Raw genomic sequence first — 21,775 nt, 5'->3', positions numbered from 1 at the left:
CGGAGACACCGATGAACAAGGACCGTGTGGAACAACTGCGCCGCCGGGTCGCCCTACGTACAACTCCCGTACGGGAGCCGTCCGGTGTGGCGCGCGCCGGGTCGCTGACCGAGGCGTTCGCCGCCGCCGTGCAGGCGTACGGCGACCGGGTGGCCGTCCGCTGCGGGCGCCAGTCGCTGACGTACCGGCAGTTGGACGAGCGGGCGGCTGAACTCGCGGGCGCGCTCCAGGCGTTGGGCGTCGATCCGGCGCGTCCGGTGGGCATCCTGCTGGAGCGGTCGGCGGACATGGTGGCCGCCGCCCTCGCCGTGCTGCGCGTCGGCTGCTGCTACGTGCCGCTGGACCCGGCGACGCCGCGCGCCCGGCTCGACGTGATCCTCCAGGACGCGGACCCGGCCGTGGTGATCACGTCCGGGGAGCTGGCCGCCCTGCCCGGCGAACGGGCCATCCTGCGCGTGGACGTGTCGCTGCCTGCCGGGGAGTTGGGCACCTCACCCGCCGGCCGGGACAGCCGGGCGTACGTCATCTTCACCTCGGGCACCACCGGCCGCCCCAAGGGTGTGCAGGTCACCCACGGGAACGTGCTGCGGCTGTTCAGCAGCAGCGAGGAGCACTACGGGTTCGGGCCCGAGGACGTCTGGTCGCTGTTCCACTCCTTCGCGTTCGACGTGTCGGTGTGGGAGATGTGGGGCGCCCTGCTGTACGGCGGCACGCTCGTCGTCGTCCCCAAGGCGACCGCGCAGGACCCGGTGGCGTTCCGCGCACTGCTGCGCGAGGAGCGGGTGACGGTGCTCAGCCAGACCCCCACCGCCTTCAACCAGCTCGCCGCCGAGGACGTCCGCCACCCCGAGCGACTCCCCCTGCGCTGGGTGGTGTTCGGCGGCGAGGCCCTGCACTTCTCCGACCTGAAACGCTGGGCGGACAAGTACGGCGACGACGCGCCGGCCCTGGTGAACATGTACGGCATCACCGAGACGACCGTCCACGCCTCCTTCCGGCGGGTACGGCGCGCCGACCTGGACCGGGGGCTGTCGCTGATCGGGCGCCCGCTGCCGGACCTGGAGTTCCTGCTCCTGGACGAGGACCTGGCGCCGGTGCCGGCCGGGGAGACCGGCGAGATCGTGGTGACCGGCCCCGGCGTGGCCCTCGGCTACCTCGGGCGGCCCGACCTGACCCGGGAGCGGTTCGTGGAGCTGCCCGGCGGACGGGGGCGTGGCTACCGGTCGGGTGACCTGGCCCGGCTCCTGCCGGACGGGGAGTTCGCCTATCACGGCCGCAGGGACGACCAGGTCAAGATCCGGGGCTTCCGCATCGAACTCGGCGAGGTGGAGGGCGCGTTGCGCGCGCTGGAGGGGGTGACCGAGGCGGCGGTCGTCGCCCGCGAGCTGCCCAGGCTGGGCCGGGCGCTCGTGGCGTACGTCGTCCCGGACGGGCCCGGCGCCGCGCCCGCCGACCTGCGGGGGCGCCTCTCCGAGGTGCTCCCCGAGTACATGCTGCCCAGCGTGTTCGTCCCCCTCGACGCGCTCCCCCTCACCCACAACGGCAAGCTCGACCGCCGCGCCCTGCCGGACCCGACGCCGGACGACCACACGGCCCCGGCCGACGCCACGGACCGCGACCCGGTGGTGGCCCGGATCGTCGCCGCCATGTCCGACCTGCTGCCCGGCGGCCGGATCACCCCCACCGACGGCTTCTTCGACCTCGGCGGCCACTCCCTGCTGGCGACCCGCCTGCTGGCCCGCGTCCGCACCGACTTCGGGGTGAGCGTCGCCCTGCGCGACTTCCTGCGCGAGCCGACCGCGCGGGCGCTGGCCGCCGCCGTACGCGAACGGGAGCCGGACGGCGGGCCGGTCATGCCGCTCCTGCGGGCGCCCGACCAGGAGCGGCGGCCGGCGACGTCGGCTCAGCAGCGGCTGTACTTCCTGTCGCGGATGGAGCCGGACAGCTCCGCGTACAACCTGCACATGTCCCTGCTCCTGGAGGGCGAGTTGGACGTGGCCGCGCTGGAGCGGTCCTTCGTCGCGCTCGCCGAACGGCATGTCCCGCTGCGCAGCCTGCTGCGGCTGGAGGACGGCGAGGTCGTCGCCGTCGCACTGCCCGCCGAACGGGTGCGGGTGTCGGTGGAGGAGGCGCCCGGAGGTGAAGTCCGCCGGGTGATCGAGGAGTTGGCGGAGGAGGAGGTCGCCCGGCCCTTCGACCTGGAGCGGGATCTGCCGCTGCGGGTACGGGTGGTGGCGTTCGGGGAGCGGGTGCACGGGCTGCTGGTGACGCTGCACCACGTGGCCGGGGACGGGTGGTCCAACGCCGTCCTCGGGCGTGAACTCGGCGTGCTGTACGCCCACTTCGCCCAGCGGACCGAGGGCGACCCGCTGCCTGCGCTCGCCGCGACGTACGCCGACTACGCCCACAGCATGCGGGAGTGGCTCGGTACGCCCGCCGCGCGGGACGACGTCGACTACTGGGAGGGGCGGCTCGCGGATCTGCCCGCCGAGCACTCGCTGCCGTTGGACCGGGTCCGGCCGGAGCGGATGACGTACCACGGGGACACCGTGACCCGCCGGGCGGGCGGCGCCCTCAAGGGGGCGGCACGGTCGGCTGACGTGACCGTGTTCATGCTGCTCCAGGCGGCCTTCGCGCTGTTCGTCGCCCGGCGGGGCAAGGACGCGGACGTCGTGGTCGGTACGCCGGTCGCCAACCGGCCGTCCACCGACTTCGACGACGTCATCGGGATGTTCGTCAACACGGTGGTGCTGCGGACGCGGGTCCCCGGGACCGGGAGCGTCGGCGATCTGCTGGCCCAGGTCCGCGACCAGACGCTCCGCGACCTGGAGCGGCAGCACGTCCCCTTCGAGGAGCTGGTCAGGCGGCTCAACCCCGAGCGCACCGCGCGCCACTCCCCCCTGTTCCAGCTGATGCTGGTGGTCCAGAACAACGAGACCGTGCCGCTGAGCCTGGACGGCCTGACGGTGACGGCGGTACGGCTGCCGGTGCAGGAGGCGAAGACGGACCTGGTGCTCGACATCACCGAGGACCAGGACGGCTTCCGGCTCAACTGGCGTTACAACACGGACCTGTTCGACCGGGGGACGGTCGAGGGAATGGCGGCGGAGTTCGCGGAACTGCTGGACCGGATCACGGGCGATCCGCACACGCCGCTCGGCGAACTGCTCACGCCCCCGGCACGGGAGGTACCGCATGTCCTCCTCCCCCTCCGCTCCCGCCCCGACGGCCCGCCCCCCGTCTTCGCCTTCCCCGGCATCCTGGGCCTGGCCCCCTCGTACGCGCAGCTCTCCGCCCACTTCCCGGAGCGCTCCTTCCACGCCCTGTCCACCGGGGAGTTGGTCCGCGCGCACGGCGACGGCCTGACCGTCCCCGTGCTGGCGGAAGCCTGCGCCCAGGCCATCGCGGCCGAGGCGTCGGGCCGCCCGGTCCACCTCGTGGGCCACTCCTTCGGCGGCGCCCTCGCCTACGAGGTCGCCCGGCGTCTGGACGGCGGCCAGGTCCTGTCCCTCGTCCTGCTGGACGCCCTCGCCCCGAAGTCCCTGCGTACCGAGCTGTCCGAGCCCCGCGAGAAACTGCTCGCGTACTTCCTCGGCAGCCTCTCGGCGGCGTTCCCCGCCGTCGGCCAGGAACACGCGGCGGCCGTACGGGAGGAGCTGGCCGCCCTCCCGGAGGCCGAGGTCCTGGACCGGGCCGAGCGGCGGATGGGCGAGGCGGCCGAGCTGCTCGGCGGCCCCCTGCGGGAGGCGTTCGCGGACTACGTACGGCTGGCCGCCCTGGACTGGCCGGCGTCCGGCGACCTCAGCGGCGTACCCGTCCTGCTGGTGGAGGCGACGCGGAACACCGGGCGGGGCGACTTGACGGCCGACTGGGCAGCCGTTTTGAACACAAGTATTAGGTGCGAGAGCATCGCAACTGATCACGAGGGGTTGTTGCGGGGGCCGGCCGCCGAGACGCTGTCCGAGCTGATGCACCGGTTCCACACCCCCCACGACGCCGTGAAGGGACACCGTCCACGATGACGCGCACCACCGCCTCGCCCCCGTTCATCGCGAGGCTGCTGATCGTCGGTTCGGGGATCATGAGCCTGGCGAACTCCTTCACGGTCCCGTTCCTCGCGGTGTTCCTGCGCCGGGAGCTGGGCCTCGACCCCTCGATGGTCGGTCTGATCGTCGGTTCGTCGGTGTTCTTCTCGGTGCTCGCGGGGTTCGTCGGCGGCTCGCTCTCGGACATCCTGGGCCGGCCCCGGCTGCTGCTGCTCTCCCTGCTCGGCGTCGTCGCGTCGTTCCTCGGCTTCTACGTCAGCCACCACATCCTGGCGGTGTTCGCGTGCAACGCGGCGCTGTCGATGAGCGCGGCGTCGTTCGGGCCGGTCGGCAAGGCGATGCTCAGCGACGTGCTGCCGGACGAGAAGCGGGTCAAGTGGTTCTCGTACCAGTACCTCGCGCTGAACGTCGGCTTCGCCGTGGGGCCGCTGGTCGGCGGGTTCGCGGGCCTGTCCGGCGGGCGGACGGCGTTCCTGATCTCGGCCGCCGTGTACACCGGCTACCTCGCGCTGCTCGGGCTGACGCTGCTGTTCAACCCGGGTGCGCGGACGGTGAAGGCCGCCGAGGGTGAGCGGCTCGGCTCCGTCCTGCGCGGGCTGCGCGACAGTGCGCGGGTCGTGGCGACGGACCGGCGGCTGCTGTGGTTCATCGTCGCCGGGCTGCTCCTGGAGTCCGTGCACGGGAAGATCTCGGCGCTGCTCGCCCAGCACCTCGCGATCGGCTTCCACGACGGGACGACGATCCTCGGCTACCTGCTGACGACCAACGCCGTGACCGTCGTCGGCTTCCAGATGATCGCCTCGCGCTTCTCGGGCAAGCGGGACCCGGTGACGTCGATCATCCTCGGGGGGCTGCTGCTGTTCGTGGGAATGGTCGGGTTCGCCGCCTCGCGGGAGACCTGGCAGTTCGTGGTGGCGATGGTGGTCTTCTCGGTCGGCGAGACGTTCATCGTGCCCGCCGAGTTCGCGATCATCGACCGGATCGCGCCCGGCACCAACCGGGGCAGCTACTTCGGCGCCCAGACCTTCGCCCAGTTCGGCGGGTTCGTCGGCCCGTCGGCGGGCGGTCTGCTGCTGACCGGCTTCGGCGGGACGGCGATGTTCCTCGGGGTGGGGTCCCTGGCGCTGGTCAGCGTCGCCATCTACGTACTCGTCGGCCGCCGCATCCCCGGCATCGCGACGCCCGCACACCAGGAGGAGACGCGTGAACCGGCGTGAACGCCTGATCGGCCGTGCGCTGTCGGCGGCGGCCCTGCCCAGCCGCTGGGCCCACCTCGACGAGGGGACGCTGAGCCTGCCCGGGCTGGCGCGGGGCGCGGAGATCCGGCGCGACCTGCGCGGGGTGCCGTGGGTGCGGGCCCGCGACGAGGGCGACCTGTACTTCGCCGCCGGGTTCGCGCAGGCCCAGGACCGGCTCTGGCAGATGGACATCCTGCGCCGCCGGGCGCGGGGGCGGCTGTCCGAGCTGTTCGGCGCGGTGACGGTCCAGGAGGACGTCCGGGCGCGGGGGCTCGCGCTGACCCGGGTCGCCCGGCGCTCCGAACGGCTCCTGGAGCCCCGCCACCGGGCCGCCCTCGACGCCTTCAGCGCCGGGGTGAACGCGGCCGTCCACCGCATGCGGCGGCGCGGCGGCCTCCCCGTCGAGTTCACGCTCCTGCGCTACCGGCCCGAGCCGTGGACGCCGCTGGACTCCGTCCTCATCGTCAAACACCTGGGCTTCGACCTCGCGGTCAACATCAAGAACGAGACGTTCCGGGCCCGGCTGGCCGCCGAACGCCCTGAGTACGTGGGCGCGTTCGGGGAACCCCGGTATCCGGTGGACGGGGCGGTGACTGTGCGGAGCGGCGGGGGCGACATGAGCGCGACAGCCCGCGCGTACGTCCCTCCCCCGGCCTCCGCCGCCCTCCCGGCCGCCTCCCGCCGCTGGCTCGACGGCCTCCTCGACGGCGAGCACCCCATCGGCTCGAACGCCTGGGCCGTCTCCGGCGCCCTCACCGCCTCGGGCCACCCGATCCTCGCCAACGACCCGCACATCCCCTTCACCCAGCCGAGCATGTGGTACCAGACGGGCCTGTCCCTCAGCGGCGGGGACGGGGACGACGAGTACGGCTACGGCGTCACCGTCCCCGGCGTCCCCGGCCTCATCGCCGGTGCCAACCGCCGGCTCGCCTGGGGCATCACCAACGCCACCGTCGACACCCAGGACCTGTGCACCCTGCCCCCCGAGCCGCCCCGCTGGCAGGAGGACAGCACGATCACGGTCCGGGGCGACGCCCCGGTCACCGTCCGGGCGGCGGGCGGAGACGGGTACGTCGAACTGGACCCGCCCGGCACCGACACCCGCTACGGCCTGTACTGGAGCGGCTTCGAACCCTCCGTGGAGATCGCCGCCTGCCAGTCGATGTGGCGCGCGACGGCCCCCGGCGAGTTCCGCGACGCCCTGAGGTCCTTCGGCGTACCCGTCCTCAACGTCGTCTGGGCCTGCCAGGACGGCACGATCTCCGTGAGGACGGCGGGCCGCGTCCCCGCCCGCCTCCCCGGCAGCGGCCGTACCCCCGACGGGCACGACCGGGTCGCCGCGTCCTGGAAGGGCTTCCTGGACTTCGACGACCTCCCCGAGGACACCGACCCCGAACGGGGCCACGTCGTCTCCGCCAACCACAAGATGCTCCCCGACGACGACCCCCGGGACGTCGGCGCCGACTGGGTCGCCCCCTACCGGGCCGAGCGCATCGAGGAGTTGATCACCACGGCGCCCCGGATCACCCCGGAGACCTGCGCCGCCTGGCAGAACGACACCGCCGACGGCCGGGCCCGCCGTATCCTGCCCGTCCTGCTCGCGGCCCTCGCCGACGCACCCCCCGCCGAGCCGCTCCCGGCGGCCTGCCACCGCCTCCTCGCGGACTGGGACGGCCACGCCCGCCCCGGCGAGGCCGCGCCGCTGGTCTTCTTCCGCCTCCTCCAGAAGCTCACCGACCACTGGGTGTACGACCGGCTCGGCGCGGACCTGGCCGCCGCGATGCCCGACGTCACCCTCCAGGTCGACCACCTCCTCACCTCCCCCGGGGCCCGGGCCCGCCTGGGCGACGGCACGCCGCTCCCGGTGAGCGTGGGCCGCGCGCTGGCCGAGGCCGCCGCGTGGATCGCCGAGGAGCAGGGGGCCGATCCCGCGCGGTGGCGCCACGACCGGATCCACCGCATCCGGGACCGGCACGCGCTGGCCAAGGCGGTGCCGGTGCTGTTCGGCGGGGTCACCACGCCGGTCGGGGGGAGCGGGCACTCGGTGGGGCTGATGACGCCCGACCGGCAGGGGACGGTGGTGGAGGGGGCGCCCTGGCGGTTCGTCGCCGAGCTGCGGCCGGACGGGCCCCGGCTGTGGGACGTGCTGCGGCACGGCAGTTCGGGGCATCCGCGCTCACCCCATTACGAGGACCAGACGCCGCTGCACGCGGCGGGGCGGCTGTACCCGGTGCCGCTGAAGGGGCCGCCGGACCGTACGGCCCGTGTCCTGACGCTGCGGAGGCCGTCGTGACCCTGTCCCATCTGGAGTGCGTGCGGTGCGCGGCCCGTTTCCCGGTCGCGGACCATCCCCGGGGCTGCCCGGACTGCGATACGGCCGGGCGGAACCCCAACCTGTTCTGCGTGTACGACGACACGACGGCCCCGACCGAGCGGCTGCCGTACGTCACGGCGCCCGCCCTGGGCGAGGGCGACACGCCGCTGCTGCGACTCCCTTGGCTGGAGGGCGCGTCCGTCAAGAACGAGGCCGCGAATCCCACCGGCTCGCACAAGGACCGGTTCGCGGCGATGGTCGTCGCGCACGCCGCCGCGTCCGGATACGAGCGCGTCGCCATCAGCTCCTCGGGCAACGCCGGTCTCGCGCTCGCCGCGTACGCCGCAGCGGCCGGGCTGCGCTGCACGGTCGCCGGGTACACGCGGCTCCCGGAGCCGGTGCGCGAGCGGCTCGCCGACCTCGGGGCGGACCTCCACCTGTTCGCCACGGACGCCGAACGCGTCGGCCTGATCCGCGAGTTGGCCGCCCGGCCGGACACGCTGGCCGTCTCCAACATCGCCGAGCCCTTCGTCGGCTGCCATCCGATCGGCATCGAGGGCTACAAGCGGATCGCCTGGGAGATCGCCGGGCAGGCGGCCGAGGAGGTCCGGCACGTCGTCGTCCCCACCAGCCGGGGCGACCTCGCGTGGGGCATCCACCGGGGCTTCGCGGAACTGCCGGGCACGACGCCGCCCCGGCTGCACCTCGTGGAGCCCTTCCCCCGCCTCGCCGCCGTCCTCGCCGGGGCGCCCGTCGGCGGCCACTTCCCCGGCGACAGCGGGCGGTTGTCGTCGATCGCCGGCCACACGACGACCGTCCAGGCACACCGGGCCGTGATGCTCTCGGGCGGCTCCGCGATGGTGGTCTCTTCCGACACGGCCGACGAGTGGTACGCCCGGCTGTGCGGCCGGGGTCATGTGTGGGAGCGGAGCAGCGTGACCGTGTTCGCGGCGTACGAGCGACTGCGGGCGGAGGGGACGATCGGGGCGGGCGAGCACGCGGTGCTCGTGGCGACGTCGCACTTCTTCAAGGGGCTGTGAGCCGCTACGGCCTGTGACCCCCGCCCGCCTGCTGGCGGCGGACCTGTTCGACCAGGCCCGTCTCGTAGGCGATCACGACCAGTTGGGCGCGGTCGTGGGCGTCCAGCTTGCTGAACAGGCGGCTGACGTGGGTCTTGACGGTCGCGACGCTGATGTGGAGCCGGCCGCTGATGTCCGCGTTGGAGTGTCCGGCCGCGACGTGGACGAGGACCTCCAGCTCGCGTTCCGTGAGCGGTTCGAGCAGGGCCGGTGAGATGCCGGCGTCGAGGGCGGGCCGGTTGACGAAGTCGCGGATCAGGCGCCGGGTCACGCTCGGCGCGAGGAGGGCCTCGCCCGCGGCGACCGTACGGATCCCGGCGAGGAGCTTCTCCGGCGGCGTGTCCTTGAGGAGGAAGCCACTGGCACCGGCCTTGAGCGCGGCGAACACGTACTCGTCGAGGTCGAAGGTCGTGAGGATGACGACCCGGATGGACTCGGTGGCCGGATCGTCCAGCAGTTGCCGGGTCGCCTCGATGCCGTCCATGTCGGGCATCCGTACGTCCATCAGGACGATGTCGGGAAGGTGCGCGCGGCCGGCCGCCACGGTGTCGCGGCCGGTGCTGGTCTCGGCGACGACCTCCATGTCCGCCGAGGCGTTCACGAGCACGCTGAAACCGGCGCGTACGAGGGTGTGGTCGTCGGCCACGACCACCCGGATCGTCATGGCCGGCCTCCGGATACGGACGTCGGAAAAGGCATCACGGGAACCCACCGTACAAGGCCGTACGCGCGCTGCCCGCCGAACCGGAGGACTGCCACCCGGCCGAGGGTCACGTCCGCTCAGGGTCGTACCCGCGTGTACATCCAGCGCTGTACGCGGACGGCCCGTACCCCCCTGGCGGGACACGGGGATCGGACCGGGACCCGACGACACCGGGGGCTGCCCGGAGGGAGGCTGTGAGCTGCGGGAAGGTCTGCCGGACAGAGACAGGCGGACCGTGCGGCGCGGAGCGCCGAGCCCGACCTACGTCACGAAAGCAGAGTTGTGCTCCCTTTCGACAACCATCGGATCGAGCTCCCGGGCGGTCATCGATGAACGGCATCGCGCGGTGGTGCTTCCGGCACCGTTTCATCGTCATCGGCGGGTGGCTGCTGCTCCTGGCGATCCTGGTGGGCGGCGTGAGCGCCGCGGGCGGGTCCTCCTTCTCGGAGGAGTACACCCTGCCCGGCACCGAATCGACCAAGGCCATCGAGCTGATGGAGAGCCAGTTCCAGCGCACCTCGGGCGACACGAGCACCATCGTGCTGCACTCGAAGAGCGGCCAGGTCACCGATCCGGCCGTCGAGGCCGAGGTGGACCGGATGCTGGCGCAGGTCGCCGAGGTGCCCGAGGTCGGCGCGGTGACGAGCCCGTTCGGCCCGCAGGGCGCGGCGCAGATCAGCGGCGACGGCCGGACCGCCTACGCGACGGTCACCTTCACGAAGCAGAGCCAGAGCCTGGACACGGACAACATCCAGAAGGTCGTGGACCTGGGCTCGAAGCTGCGCAGCGACACGCTGCGGGTGGAGTTCGGCGGGGCGGCGGTCGGTCAGCTGGACAAGCCGTCGACGTCGTTCAGTGAGCTGATCGGCCTGCTGGCGGCGGCGATCGTCATGCTGTTCGCGTTCGGGTCGTTCGTGGCGATGGCGATCCCGCTGCTCGCGGCGGTCCTCGCGCTGGGCAGCGCGATCTTCTCGATCGACCTGCTCACCCGGGTGATGAGCGTGCCCAGCACCGCGCCGATCATCGCCGCGTTCATCGGTCTCGGCGTCGGCATCGACTACGCGCTGTTCATCGTGGCCCGCTACCGCACCGGCATCCGGGCGGGGCTCAGCCCCGAGGACGCGGCGGCGACGTCCCTGAACACCTCGGGGCGGGCGGTCATCTTCGCGGGCGGCACGGTCGCGGTCGCGATGCTCGGCCTGCTCATGCTGGGCTTCAGCATCCTGTCCGGGATCGGGCTGTCGGCGGCGATCATGGTGGTGTTCGCGGTGGCGATCGCGGTGACGCTGCTGCCGGCCCTGTTCGGGCTGTTCGGGATGCGGGTGCTCAGCCGCCGCCAGCGCGAGCGGCTCAGGACCGAGGGGCCGGCCGACGCGCAGGTCTCCAACCGGTGGTCGCGCTGGGCCGGGTTCGTGCAGAAGCGGCCGGTGCCGCTGACGATCGCCGCGACCGTGGCGATGCTGGTGCTGGTGATCCCGTTCTTCTCGATGCGGCTCGGTTCCTCCGACGCGGGCAACAACCCGACGAGCACCACCACACGGCAGGCGTACGACCTGCTCGCCGACGGCTTCGGCCCCGGTCACAACGGCCCGCTGCAACTCGTCGCGAAGGTCCCGACCGCGCAGGCCGGCGACGACTTCGCCCAGCTGGGGCAGAAGATCGAGACCGTCAAGGGCGTCGTGTCCGTCAAGATCCCGCCGGCCGAGCCGGGCGCGACGGTGCGGGTCATGCAGGTCATCCCCACGGACTCCCCGCAGTCCGAACAGACCTCGAAACTCATCGACACGCTGCGTGACCACGTGATTCCCGCGTACGAGAAGAACGGTCTCGGCGTGTACGTCGGCGGGCTGACCGCCGTGCACAAGGACTTCGCGGCGGCGCTGGCCGGGAAGATGCCGCTCTTCGTGACCATCGTCGTCGTCCTGGGCTGTCTGCTGCTGATGCTGGCGTTCCGCAGTGTGGTCATCCCGCTCACGGCGGCGATCATGAACCTGCTCTCGGCGGGCGCCGGGTTCGGCGTCGCGGTCGCGGTCTTCCAGTGGGGCTGGGGTTCGTCCGCCATCGGCGCGGGTCCGGCGGGGCCGGTGGAGTCGTTCCTGCCACCGATGATGCTGGCCGTGCTGTTCGGTCTGTCGATGGACTACGAGGTGTTCCTGGTGAGCCGCATCCACGAGGAGTGGCTCCACACCGGGGACAACAACCTCGCGGTGCGGCGCGGGCAGGCCGCCACCGGGCAGATCATCACGGCCGTCGCGATCATCATGATCTGTGTGTTCACGGCCTTCGTGTTCGCCGGGATGCGCATCATCGCGGAGTTCGGGCTCGGGGTGGCCGCGGCCATCCTGCTGGACGCCCTGGTGGTGCGGACGATCCTGGTCCCGGCGGCCATGCAGCTGTTCGGGAAGTGGAACTGGTACCTGCCCCGGTGGCTGGACCGGATCCTGCCCCACGTCTCCGTCGAGGGACCGTCCGGCGGCCCGGTCACCGGTGGCCAGGACCGCACGCCGGACGACGACCAGGGCCCGGTGCTGACGGTCCTCACCGACAAGAAGCACGGTTCCTGACGCCAATGCCCTCCTTCCCGCTGCGTCTTCAGTTGCGGGCCTGCGCCGCAGGTCTGTGCATCGCGGGCGCGGCGGGTCTGGTCGTGGTCGGCCAGACGACGAGGTGGGCGGAGGACACCCTCCTGTCCACCTCGGGGTTCGTGGCGGCGCTGGCGCCGGTGCCCGACGATCCGGCGGTCGGGAAGCTGATCGGGGAGCAGGCTCAGCGACAGCTGTTCGACGCGGCCGACCTGTCCCTTCCTTTCGGCGAGGCACAGGTCCGGCGCATGGTGGCCGACGCGACCCCGTCCCTCGTGGACAGTGCCGCCTTCCGGTGGTCCTGGAAGGCGGCACTGCGCACCAGCCACGCGCAGCTCGTCAAGGTCTTGCGGGACGACTCCCTGATCGGCCTGTCGCGCGACGGGCTGGACATCACCGTCCACGTCGCCGTCAAGGAGGCGGGGGTGCCCGGCCCGCTGGCGGCGCTCCTGCCTCCCGACCTGGACCTGTCGTTCACACTGATCCGCAAGCCCGCCCTGCACCGTGCCGCCCAGGCCGTGGAGGTGACCGACGCGCTGTCCGGCGTGCTGGTCCCCGCCGCCGTCGGGCTGGGGATCGCGGGCCTGCTCCTCGCCCGCCGCCGCGTCCGGACCCTGGTCGTCGCCCTCGCGGCCATCGCCTTCGTCACCGGCGCGGTCCGGCTGGTCATCGCCGTGGCCCAGTCGGCCGGGCCGTCGCGCCCGGCGGTCGCGGACGCGGCCGTACGCGGGCTCACGGAGCCTCTCGCGGACGGCCTCGTCACGGTCATGGCGGTCAGCGCGTTCCTGTGCGCCGGGCTCGCGGCGGTGCACGTCGCCCTGTCCCGGCGCGGCGGGAAAACTACCGGGTGAGCGTGTCGATGTGGCTCGTGGTGTGCGCCGCCGTACGGAACGCGGGCGAGTCGATCAGCTCGTCGAGGAAGTCGACGGTCGTGTGCATACCGGCGCCGCGTACGACCGTCTCGCCGAGCGCCCGTCGCATGCGGGCGATCGCGGTGTCCCGGTCGGGGGCCCAGGCGATGATCTTCGCGATCATCGAGTCGTACTCCGGCGCGATCAGGCAGCCGGGGTGGACGTGGGTGTCGACGCGCACGAACGGGCCTGCGGGCAGGCTCAGTTCGGTGATGGTGCCGGGCGCGGGGGCGAAGCCTCGGCGCGGGTCCTCGGCGTTGATGCGGCACTCGATCGCGGCGCCGTTCAGGACGACGTCCTGCTGGCGCAGGCTCAGGGGTTCGCCCGCCGCGACCCGGATCTGCTCGGCGACCAGGTCGATGCCGGTGACCATCTCCGTCACCGGATGCTCCACCTGGATCCGGCAGTTGACCTCCATGAAGTAGAAGTCCTCGGTGCCTTCGACCAGGAACTCGAAGGTCCCCGCCCCCTGGTACCCGGCGGCCCGCGCGCCGGTGACCGCCGCCGCGCGGATCCGGGCGACGAAGTCCTCCGGCAGCGCGGGTGCGGGCGACTCCTCGATGAGCTTCTGGTGGCGGCGCTGCATCGAGCAGTCGCGCTCCCCCAGGTGGACGACGTTCCCGTGCCGGTCGGCGAGGATCTGCACCTCGACGTGCCGGGCGCGGTGCAGGTACCGCTCCGCGTAGACCCGGGCGTCGCCGAACAGGGTGGCGGCGGTGGCCTGCGTCGTACGGAAGACCTCCGCCAGCTCGCCGGCGTCCCGGGCCACGCCCATGCCGCGCCCGCCGCCCCCCGCCGCCGCCTTGATCAGCAGCGGGTACCCGATGCGCCCGGCGAGGTCGCGGGCGGCGGCGAGGTCGAGCGGTTCGGTGGCGCCCGGCAGCAGCGGGAGCCCGCTGCGGGACATGAGCCTGCGGGCGCTCACCTTGCTGCCCAGCTCGGCCATCACCTCCGGCGGCGGGCCGATCAGGACGACCCCGGCCGACCGGCAGGCCTCGGCGAAGTCGGCGTCCTCGGAGAGGAAGCCGTAGCCGGGGTGGACGGCCTGCGCGCCGGTGTTCAGGGCGGCCTGGAGGATCACGGCGGCGTTCAGGTAGCTCTGTTTCGCCGGGGGCGGCCCGATGCAGACCGTCTCGTCGGCGAGCCGCGCGGGCAGGCTGTCCGTGTCGCGGGTGGAGTGCGCGAGCACGCTGCGGATGCCGAGCTCCTTGCAGGCCCGGATCTCCCGCAGCGCGATCTCGCCCCGGTTGGCGATGAGGATCGTGTCGAACATGCTCAGCTCACCGGACCGAGCGCGAACAGGGGCTGGCCGTACTCGACGGACTGCCCGTCGTCGACGAGCACCTCGGTGATCACCGCGTCGCGGTCGGCCTCGACCGGGATCATCAGCTTCATCACCTCGATGATCGCCACCTGCTGACCGCCCTTCACCTGGTCCCCGACCTGCACGAAGGGGTCCGCGCCGGGTTCGGGGCTGCGGAAGAAGGTGCCTACGGTGGACGCGGTGATGCTCATGCCGCCCGGCGGGTTCAGGACGGGTACGGGGGCTGGCGCCGGGCCGCCTTGAACGGGTACGGGCACGGGCACGGGCGCCGGGGGCGCGACCGGCCAGTCCAGCTCCAGTTCGACGCCCCCGGCCCGGACCCGCAGCCGTGCCGGGGTGCCGGGCAGTCCGGCGAGCAGCACGGCGACGGCGTCCCGGACCCGCTCCAGCAGGTCGTCGCCCTCTCCCCCGACTACGGCCTCTCCCTCGACAGCGGCGGTACGCAGGGCCGTCACGGCGCTGTCCCTTCCGGTTCGAGGTCCGTGGCCGGTGGCGAGGTGACGTACTCCGCGCCGTACCGGGCGAACCGGGCGTGGCGGTCGGTGCGCAGCTTGTCGCCCTGGAGCCCTTCGAGGTCGTCGAGGCTGGAGCGGATCGCGACCCCGAGCCGGTGGGCCGCCGCCACGGGGTCGGCGTCGACACCCCCGGCCGGTTCCAGCAACACGCCGTCGACCACGCCGAGTTCCAGCAGGTCCCGGGCGCGCAGCCGGAGTGCGGCGGCGGCGCGGCCCGCCTGGGCCGGGTCCTGCCAGAGGATCGCCGAGCAGCCCTCGGGGCTGATGACCGAGTAGATCGCGTCCTGCCACATCAGGACCCGGTTGGCGACGGCCAGGGCGAGGGCGCCGCCGCTGCCGCCCTCCCCGGTGACCACGGCGACCACCGGGACCGGCAGCTCGGCCATGAGCTTGAGGTTCTCGGCGATCGCGATGGCCTGCCCCTGTTCCTCGGCCTGCCGGCCGGGGAACGCGCCGGGCGTGTCGATGAGGGTGATCACCGGGAGGCCCAGCTTGGCGGCGAGCCGCATGAGGCGGGCCGCCTTGCGGTACCCGGCGGGGCTCGGCATACCGAAGTTGCGGCGGGCCAGCTCGGCCGGATCGTGTCCTTTCTGGTGGCCGATCATGACGACGGGGCGTCCGTCGAGCCGTCCCAGGCCGCCGACGATGGCGGGGCACTCCCCGGACAGCCGGTCGCCCGCCAGTTCGCGGAAGTCGTCCAGCAGCAGGGCGGCGTAGTCGAGGGTGGTGGGCCGGCTGATGCGCCGCGCCCGCCGGACCACGCCGTGCGGGTCGTCGTGGCCGAGCCGCGCCGGGTCCCGTACGACGACCTCGTCCGCCGTGTCGCGGTCGCCCGTGGGGGTGCGGCGCCCGGGGAGGGCCGTACGCAGCAGTTTCCCCAGTTCCGTGCGGTGCCGGTCGCGCGGGGAGATGACGTCGATGAAGCCGCGCTCGTACAGGAACTCCGCCGTCTGGAAGTTCGGCGGGAGGGTTTCCTTGATGGTCTGCTCGACGACGCGGCGCCCGGCGAACCCGAGGCGGGCGCGGGGTTCGGCGATCGTGACGTCGCACAGGGTGGCGAACGAGGCGGCCACCCCGCCGAACGTCGGGTCGGTGACCAGCGAGACCGTCAGGATTCCGGCCTCGTCGAGCCGGGCGAGCATCGCGCTGGTCTTGGCCATCTGCATCAGCGACAGCGCGCCCTCCTGCATGCGGGCGCCCCCGGAGGCGGTGACCAGCAGCAGCGGCGTACGGCGGGCGAGGGCGGTGTCGCCGATCCGGGTGATGATCTCGCCGACGACCGAGCCGAGGCTGCCGCCGAGGAACCGGAAGTCCATGCAGGCGACGACCACCGGGGCGCCGTCGATCTCCCCGGCGGCGCCCACCACGGCCTCGTCGAGCCCGGTCCTGGCTCTGGCCTCGGCGAGGCGGCGGGGGTAGGGCTTGCTGTCGGTGAAGCCGAGCGGGTCGGCCGGTGTCACGGTGAAGGGCAGGAGTTCGAGGGAGCCCGGGTCCAGCAGGAGGCGTAGGCGTTCCCACGCCGTGAGCGCGCCGTGGTGGCCGCACTCGGGGCAGCAGTGGAGGCTTCGGCGCCAGCGATTGCCGTAGACCAGGGTCCCGCAGCCGGCGCACCTCACCCAGTCCGGGGCTGTTTCCTCCGGCGGGGTGGCGGGGTGGGCCACGGCCGGGCGCGTTCCGAGGATGCCGCTCATGTCGAGGGTGCCGCCTCCAGGAGATGCAGGTACGAGTTCACGGGCCGCATGTCGACCACGCGCAGGTCCGCCTTGCGGACGACGGCGGTGATGGTGTCGGTCGTGTGCTTCCTGCCGTCGGAGTTGAGCAGGAAGAGGAGGTCCGTCCCGGTCGTGAACTTGATCTCGGGGCTGCCGTCGATCATGTTGGTGATGATGAAGAACCTGCTGTCGGGCCGGCCCGCGCGGGCGGCGTTCCGCAGGGCGGTCACCGATTTCTCGTCGGCCCATTCGAGGATGTTCTTGAAGAGGTAGGCGTCGGATTCCACCGGTATCCCCTCCAGGCAGCTCCCGCCGACGATCCGGGCCCGGGAGGCCAGTGCTCCGCCGGGGCGCAGCCTGCTGTCGGCCTCGGCGACGACGGGCGGCAGGTCGAACAGCACGCCGTTGAGCTCGGTGTTCTTCTCCAGCAGGGTGGCCAGGGTGTATCCGTGGCCGCCGGCGACGTCGACGAGCGTGCCGACTCCGCGCAGGTCGAGCGCTGCGGCCACCGCGTGGGTGGCGAGCCGGCTCAGCTCGGTCTGCGCCTTGTTGAAGACCTCGGCCGACTGTGGCCACGTGCTGTGCAGGTAGGAGAAGAAGTCGGTGCCGTACCGCTCCTCGAACCCGCCGCGCCCGTTGCGCACGGCGTCTTCGAGGTGGGGCCACAGTTCCCAGGTCCAGGGCTCGGTGACCCACAGGACGTAGTACTTGAGGCTGTTGGGGTCGTTCTCCTTGAGCAGCCGGGACGTCGCGGTGTGCGCGTACCCGTTCTCGGTCTCGGTGAAGACGCCGTGCTGGGCGAGCGCCCGCAGCAGCCTGCCGAGCATCTCGGTGTCGACGCCGAGCACGGCGGCCAGCTCCCCCGGTGTCCGGGGCGAGTCGCCGAGTTCCTCGGCGACCCCGACGCGTACGGCGGCGCGCAACGCTGCCGCTCCCGCGGCGTTGAGCGCGAGTTCCCGCACCCCGATGATCGCACCGTGATCGGTGATGTCCTTTTCCTGGATCGTCATCGCCTGCTCCGTTCGCAACCTTTGTTTTTCCGGCCTGCGCGAAATCAAAGATAGTGATCCGGCTCTCAAGAATCGGTTGAGAAATCTTTGAACGAATGGCGGGCACCCGCCCCGGAAGTTCAAGGAGACCTCGACATCGATTCAAGGGATGCGGCGGACGATGGTGCTCTCATCCTGGAGGTAGAGATGGCACAGGAAAACGCCCGGGCAGCTCTTGTCACGGGTGCCACGAGCGGTATCGGACTGGCCACGGCGAACCGCCTGGCCCGTACCGGCCACAAAGTGTTCATCTGTAGCCGTGACGGCGCCGCGGTCAAGGACACGGTGGAAAGGCTGCGGAAAGACGGCCACGAGGCCGACGGCGCGGCGTGCGACGTGACGGACGTCGCGCAGATCGAGCAGTTGGTGGCAGCGGCGGCGAAATGTTTCGGACCGATCTCCGTCCTGGTCAACAACGCCGGCCGCAGTGGCGGCGGTGAGACCGCGGGCATTCCGGACGAGCTGTGGCTCGATGTGGTCAACACCAACCTGAACAGCGTCTTCCTGATGACGAAACGCGTCCTGACGACCGGCGGAATGCTCGGTCTGGCGCGCGGGCGCATCGTCAACATCGCCTCGACCGGAGGCAAGCAGGGCGTCGTCCTGGGCGCCCCCTACACGGCGTCGAAGCACGGTGTCGTCGGCTTCACCAAGGCGCTCGGCCTGGAGCTCGCGAAGACGGGGATCACGGTCAACGCGGTCTGCCCCGGCTATGTGGAGACCCCCATGGCGCAGCGGGTGCGCGAGATCTACGCGGGTATCTGGGACATCTCGGAGGACGAGGTGCTCGCGAAGTTCAACACGAAGATCCCCATGGGGCGTTACGTCGATCCGGAGGAGGTCGCCGCGATGGTCGGCTACCTGGTGAGCGACGAGGCGGCCGTGGTGACGGCCCAGGCGATGAACGTGTGCGGGGGGCTGGGCAACTACTAGCCGCGGGCCGCCCTGGCCCGGTGGGTCCGGACCAGGGCGGCGGGGCACGTCGTCCGCTGCGGCCGGACGGCGCTCAGGCCCCGCGGGCGGTGACTCCGTCGAGGGCGGGGTCCCCGTCCAGGACGGCGTGGTGGAGCCGCTGGAGGCGGGGGGAGGGGTCGAGGCCCAGCTCGTCCCGCATCCACTTGTGGAAGCTCCGGTACTTCTCCAGGGCCTTGCCCCGGTAGCCGGACCGGTACAGGGCCAGCATGTACAGGGCGTGGAGGTTCTCGTTGTCGTCGTAGCGCGCGGTCAGGGAGGCCAGTTCGCCGAGGGACTGGCGATGGCGTCCGCGCCGCAGTTCGATCTCCAGCCGGCACTCCATGACCGTCAGGCGGGACTGTTCGAGGCGGGCGACCTCGGGCTCCAGCATCCGCCCGGCCTCGACGTCGGCGAGCGCGTTGCCCCGCCACAGGGCCAGGGCCTGGTCGAAGGTGCGGACCGCGCTCTCGTCGTCCCCTTCCTCGAAGGCGGTCATTCCGGCCTGTTCCAGCGACCTGAAGCGGTACAGGTCGAAATCCGCGTCGCGCAATATCAGCGTGTAGCCGCCGTTCCGGGTGAGGAGCACATTTCTGGCGACCTTTCCGACGGGAATCTGAAGGGCCTCCGAAAGGAGTTTGCGCACCTGCACCACATAGGTCTGGAGCGTGGTCTGTACACTCCTCGGCGGTCGCGTGTCCCAGATCTCGCTGATGAGCGATTCCGTCGACACGACCCGGTCCTCGTTCAGCAGCAGGAGCGAGATGAGCTGTTTCGGTTTGCGCGCCGACGGTGTCGCGTCGCGACCGTGCTCCGATAACGACAACGACCCGAGTATATGAATGTCCACCCGTGTTCTCCCGATCTTTTTCGGAATTTGAACCATTCAGACAGGAGGGCGGTACGACGATGACCGCAAACACTGAACCCCCGGCACGGGTCTTGGCAACCCCCTGTTTTCGGTCAGCGGTGCGTGACGATCTCATTCCCCTGATCGTCTTTGCCGTGCGGGCGACGACCTGATGCCAACGTATCCCCGTTCCTGGCGGCGGGCGTGACATTGACGTTGCATCGAAACATATTCCCCGGGTCGTGCACAGCCTTGAGCTCGGACAGCCGGTGATAAGCGACCGCTCCGTAGCATTCCCGGGTCTGTTCGGGGGCCCGCTCGTCGCCCTGGACGAAGTTGGGCGAGCGGCCGAGCGTCCAGGGCGCCGTGGTCCGGGTCACGGCCTGGGCCACGTCGTGGGCCGGGTCGTGGCCGGGGCCCTGCGGGAGGGTCACCACGCGCAGCACGTGGGAGGCGCTGCGGTGGCCCACCGCGTTGTCCACCTCGGGCGGCCGGGCCAGCGCCGCGCCCAGGTGGTTGAACTGCACCACCGCGAAGCTGCCGGCGCCGGGGCCGACCAGGTCGAGGACGGCGTCCGGGACCGACGGCGCGAACTCGCTCAGCATCGCGTTGGCGCAGTAGAAGTTCCGTGGCTGCTTCGGTTCGTTGTGGATGGTCCCGGAGGCGGTGAAGGGCATCTCGCCGAGGGTGTCCACGAGCCGCGGTCCCAGCGCCCGCAGGGGCGCGACCAGCTGTTCTCCGCTCTCGACGGTGCCGAGGTGGGCGATGCGGACGTGGGCGAGGTGCCGGCCGCGCAGGGGCGCGGGGACGCCGGGCACGTCCGGCATCGGGATGAGCCCGATGCTGGAGGACATCGCCTCCGGCACGGTTTCGGTCCATTCCCGGTAGGTCTTGAGGACGGCCGGTATGTGCGGTGCGTCGAAGTACAGGCCGCCGCCGAAAAACCGGTCGACCGGGAACAGCGCGAACTCCAGCCCGGTCACGACGCCGAAGTTCCCGCCGCCGCCCCGCACCGCCCAGAACAGGTCCTCGCCGGGGGTCAGGGTCCTCAGGTCGCCGTCGGCGGTGACCAGGTCCACCCGGCGTACGTGGTCGGCGGCGTAGCCGAAGCTGCGGCCCATCAGTCCGAGGCCGCCACTGAGCGTGTAGCCGACGACGCCGACGTCCGGCGAGGAGCCGCTGAGCGGTGCGAGGCCGTGCTCTGCGGCGGCGGTGATGACCTGCTCCCAGCGGGTGCCGGCCGCCGCCCAGGCGGTGCGCGAGACCGGGTCGATACGGACCTCGGCCATCGGTGTCGTGTCGATCAGGACGCCGCCCTCGGTGGGGACGTTGAGGCCGTGGCCGGTGGCCTGGACGGCGACCGGGAGTCCGTGCCGGGCGGCGCGCCGGACCGCGAGCTGTACGTCGGCCGGGCGGCCGGCGCGCACGATCACCGACGGCCGGTGCAGGTAGGTGCGCTGGACGCCGCTGCGGGCCTCGTCGTAGCCGGGGTCCCCGGGGCCCAGCACGGCCCCGCCCAGGCTGCCTCGCAGGGACGTCATGTGCCGCTCCCCCGCTGCGCGACCGCGAGGAGGTCGTCGCGGGTGACGGTGCGGTGGCGGACGAACAGGCCGTTGTCGGAGCTGACCAGTTCGTCGCGCATGACGGTGCTCGTGGTGAGGGTGGTGACGCCGTCGACGGTGTCGAAGACCGGTACGTAGCACGTCGTGCGCAGGATTCCCGCCGGGAGCGGTTCGACGATGACGTTGAACACGAAGTGCCGTCGGATGGCGCCCCTCTTGTCGAGGCGGGCCACGGAGTCGTTGCCCAGCGCCGTGAGACCGTCCCGGCCCTCGACCGGGTCCGGCAGTCCGTTGGAGACGAAGACGCCGTCCGCGGTGAAGGTGTCCACCCACGCGGGGATGTCGCCGTCGTCCAGCGCCTGCATCTGGATCGCGTAGAACTGGTCGATGCGGGAGCACACTTCGGCCGGAGCGGTTCCTTTGCCGGTGGTGACCGTGTTGTCCATGACTCCTTCTCTCAACCTAGGGGAACGCTCTGTTTTCCGGTGTCCAGGCGGCCGAGGTCGTCGCGTTCGATCTCGCGGGAGATGACGCGCCAGGTGTCGCCGTGGCGGCGCAGGACGTCGGAGATCATCGCGGCGGACTGGAGGCAGGCGCCCCGTTCGGCGTCGACGACCAGGAAGAGGCCGTAGAACCGGGAGACGACCAGGCCGTCGCGGTGGGTGAAGGTGAATCCCTGGACGCAGTGGCGGCGCTGGATGCCCTTCTCGTGGAAGGAGGCGTCGAGCTTCCAGACCTCGGGCTCGAACTCCGACTTGGGTACCGTCGAGCCGTCGCCGAGCACTTTCGTCGTGATCGTCGCGTCGTCGTCGAAGACCGCGAGCCATTCCTCGGTCAGGCCCCGGTCGCGGGCGTCGAGCTGGTCCAGGTAGAACCTGCGCAGCTCGTAGAAGGTCTCGGGGGACACCGTTGTCCCCTCGGCCGGCATCGTCATCCGTC

At 71.9% G+C, this 21,775-nt stretch carries 16 protein-coding genes; 7 read left to right on the top strand and 9 right to left on the bottom strand.

What is annotated here, in order from left to right:
- Positions 1–11 precede the first annotated feature (11 nt).
- From J8M50_RS19850 to J8M50_RS19835, 4 genes are read left to right on the top strand one after another with little or no spacing between them, the layout of a single operon-like run.
- Positions 12–4,022, top strand: coding sequence for a non-ribosomal peptide synthetase (locus tag J8M50_RS19850; protein ID WP_010355222.1), 4,011 nt, complete (start codon positions 12–14; stop codon positions 4,020–4,022).
- A complete protein-coding gene (locus J8M50_RS19845) occupies positions 4,019–5,263 on the top strand; it encodes an MFS transporter (protein WP_010355223.1) in 1,245 nt (414 codons plus the stop codon). Before J8M50_RS19850 ends, J8M50_RS19845 begins: the two co-directional genes overlap by 4 nt.
- Entirely contained in the window at positions 5,250–7,577 is a 2,328-nt protein-coding gene (locus J8M50_RS19840) for a penicillin acylase family protein (protein ID WP_010355225.1), read from the top strand. The genes J8M50_RS19845 and J8M50_RS19840 overlap by 14 nt, the downstream gene beginning before the upstream one ends.
- The gene (locus J8M50_RS19835; protein WP_010355226.1) at positions 7,574–8,638 is read left to right on the top strand and encodes a threonine synthase; all 1,065 of its coding nucleotides are present in this window, start codon (positions 7,574–7,576) and stop codon (positions 8,636–8,638) included. Before J8M50_RS19840 ends, J8M50_RS19835 begins: the two co-directional genes overlap by 4 nt.
- A 4-nt stretch (positions 8,639–8,642) precedes the next feature.
- Here the strand turns inward: J8M50_RS19835 and J8M50_RS19830 are convergent, their stop codons facing one another.
- Positions 8,643–9,341 (bottom strand): response regulator transcription factor, encoded by a 699-nt coding sequence (locus J8M50_RS19830; protein WP_010355227.1) that lies wholly within the window; start codon positions 9,339–9,341, stop codon positions 8,643–8,645.
- Between the two features lie 368 nt (positions 9,342–9,709).
- On the opposite strand from J8M50_RS19830, the gene J8M50_RS19825 reads away from it, so the two are divergent.
- The gene (locus J8M50_RS19825; protein ID WP_010355228.1) at positions 9,710–11,944 is read left to right on the top strand and encodes an MMPL family transporter; all 2,235 of its coding nucleotides are present in this window, start codon (positions 9,710–9,712) and stop codon (positions 11,942–11,944) included.
- Between the two features lie 5 nt (positions 11,945–11,949).
- The gene (locus tag J8M50_RS19820; protein WP_010355229.1) at positions 11,950–12,813 is read left to right on the top strand and encodes a hypothetical protein; all 864 of its coding nucleotides are present in this window, start codon (positions 11,950–11,952) and stop codon (positions 12,811–12,813) included.
- Here the strand turns inward: J8M50_RS19820 and J8M50_RS19815 are convergent.
- Genes J8M50_RS19815 through J8M50_RS19800 form a run of 4 tightly spaced genes read right to left on the bottom strand, consistent with a single transcriptional unit; the run spans position 12,803 to position 17,434 of the window.
- Complete coding sequence (locus tag J8M50_RS19815) at positions 12,803–14,146, bottom strand: acetyl-CoA carboxylase biotin carboxylase subunit (RefSeq protein ID WP_010355230.1); 1,344 nt, start codon at positions 14,144–14,146, stop codon at positions 12,803–12,805. The two genes, J8M50_RS19820 and J8M50_RS19815, sit on opposite strands and share 11 nt — an antisense overlap.
- Positions 14,147–14,148: 2 nt before the next feature.
- Entirely contained in the window at positions 14,149–14,652 is a 504-nt protein-coding gene (locus J8M50_RS19810) for an acetyl-CoA carboxylase biotin carboxyl carrier protein (protein WP_010355231.1), read from the bottom strand.
- Positions 14,649–16,403 carry an acetyl-CoA carboxylase carboxyl transferase subunit alpha gene (gene accA, locus J8M50_RS19805; protein WP_010355232.1) on the bottom strand — a complete coding sequence of 585 codons (1,755 nt, stop codon included), beginning with the start codon at positions 16,401–16,403 and terminating at the stop codon, positions 14,649–14,651. The genes J8M50_RS19810 and accA overlap by 4 nt, the downstream gene beginning before the upstream one ends.
- Complete coding sequence (locus J8M50_RS19800) at positions 16,400–17,434, bottom strand: methyltransferase (RefSeq protein WP_010355233.1); 1,035 nt, start codon at positions 17,432–17,434, stop codon at positions 16,400–16,402. Before J8M50_RS19800 ends, accA begins: the two co-directional genes overlap by 4 nt.
- A 186-nt stretch (positions 17,435–17,620) precedes the next feature.
- Between J8M50_RS19800 and fabG the strand changes: the two genes are divergently transcribed.
- A complete protein-coding gene (fabG, locus tag J8M50_RS19795; protein ID WP_010355234.1) occupies positions 17,621–18,406 on the top strand; it encodes a 3-oxoacyl-ACP reductase FabG in 786 nt (261 codons plus the stop codon).
- A gap of 73 nt (positions 18,407–18,479) precedes the next feature.
- On the opposite strand, the gene J8M50_RS19790 is transcribed toward fabG, so the two are convergent.
- From J8M50_RS19790 to J8M50_RS19775, 4 genes are all read right to left on the bottom strand, one after another.
- Positions 18,480–19,250, bottom strand: a complete 771-nt coding sequence (locus J8M50_RS19790; RefSeq protein ID WP_029184070.1) for an AfsR/SARP family transcriptional regulator — start codon at positions 19,248–19,250, stop codon at positions 18,480–18,482.
- Between the two features lie 137 nt (positions 19,251–19,387).
- Positions 19,388–20,815 carry an FAD-binding oxidoreductase gene (locus J8M50_RS19785; RefSeq protein ID WP_010355236.1) on the bottom strand — a complete coding sequence of 476 codons (1,428 nt, stop codon included), beginning with the start codon at positions 20,813–20,815 and terminating at the stop codon, positions 19,388–19,390.
- Entirely contained in the window at positions 20,812–21,282 is a 471-nt protein-coding gene (locus tag J8M50_RS19780; protein ID WP_010355237.1) for a nuclear transport factor 2 family protein, read from the bottom strand. Before J8M50_RS19780 ends, J8M50_RS19785 begins: the two co-directional genes overlap by 4 nt.
- A gap of 11 nt (positions 21,283–21,293) precedes the next feature.
- Positions 21,294–21,770 carry a nuclear transport factor 2 family protein gene (locus J8M50_RS19775; RefSeq protein ID WP_010355238.1) on the bottom strand — a complete coding sequence of 159 codons (477 nt, stop codon included), beginning with the start codon at positions 21,768–21,770 and terminating at the stop codon, positions 21,294–21,296.
- Positions 21,771–21,775: the final 5 nt, after the last annotated feature.

Origin of the sequence: Streptomyces acidiscabies (assembly GCF_020010905.1) — a bacterium.
GTDB classification, from domain to species: Bacteria; Actinomycetota; Actinomycetes; order Streptomycetales; family Streptomycetaceae; genus Streptomyces; species Streptomyces acidiscabies.
This window is presented reverse-complemented; position numbering and strand designations above follow the sequence as displayed.

What these genes read in the sequence shown, in the direction of transcription:
- J8M50_RS19845 (WP_010355223.1), top strand. Translation starts at nt 4,019, where the DNA reads ATGACGCGCACCACCGCCTCGCCCCCGTTCATCGCGAGGCTGCTGATC.
- J8M50_RS19850 (WP_010355222.1), top strand. Translation starts at nt 12, where the DNA reads ATGAACAAGGACCGTGTGGAACAACTGCGCCGCCGGGTCGCCCTACGT.
- fabG (WP_010355234.1), top strand. Translation starts at nt 17,621, where the DNA reads ATGGCACAGGAAAACGCCCGGGCAGCTCTTGTCACGGGTGCCACGAGC.
- J8M50_RS19785 (WP_010355236.1), bottom strand. Translation starts at nt 20,815, where the DNA reads ATGACGTCCCTGCGAGGCAGCCTGGGCGGGGCCGTGCTGGGCCCCGGG.
- J8M50_RS19800 (WP_010355233.1), bottom strand. Translation starts at nt 17,434, where the DNA reads ATGACGATCCAGGAAAAGGACATCACCGATCACGGTGCGATCATCGGG.
- J8M50_RS19830 (WP_010355227.1), bottom strand. Translation starts at nt 9,341, where the DNA reads ATGACGATCCGGGTGGTCGTGGCCGACGACCACACCCTCGTACGCGCC.
- accA (WP_010355232.1), bottom strand. Translation starts at nt 16,403, where the DNA reads ATGAGCGGCATCCTCGGAACGCGCCCGGCCGTGGCCCACCCCGCCACC.
- J8M50_RS19775 (WP_010355238.1), bottom strand. Translation starts at nt 21,770, where the DNA reads ATGACGATGCCGGCCGAGGGGACAACGGTGTCCCCCGAGACCTTCTAC.
- J8M50_RS19815 (WP_010355230.1), bottom strand. Translation starts at nt 14,146, where the DNA reads ATGTTCGACACGATCCTCATCGCCAACCGGGGCGAGATCGCGCTGCGG.
- J8M50_RS19780 (WP_010355237.1), bottom strand. Translation starts at nt 21,282, where the DNA reads ATGGACAACACGGTCACCACCGGCAAAGGAACCGCTCCGGCCGAAGTG.
- J8M50_RS19825 (WP_010355228.1), top strand. Translation starts at nt 9,710, where the DNA reads ATGAACGGCATCGCGCGGTGGTGCTTCCGGCACCGTTTCATCGTCATC.
- J8M50_RS19820 (WP_010355229.1), top strand. Translation starts at nt 11,950, where the DNA reads ATGCCCTCCTTCCCGCTGCGTCTTCAGTTGCGGGCCTGCGCCGCAGGT.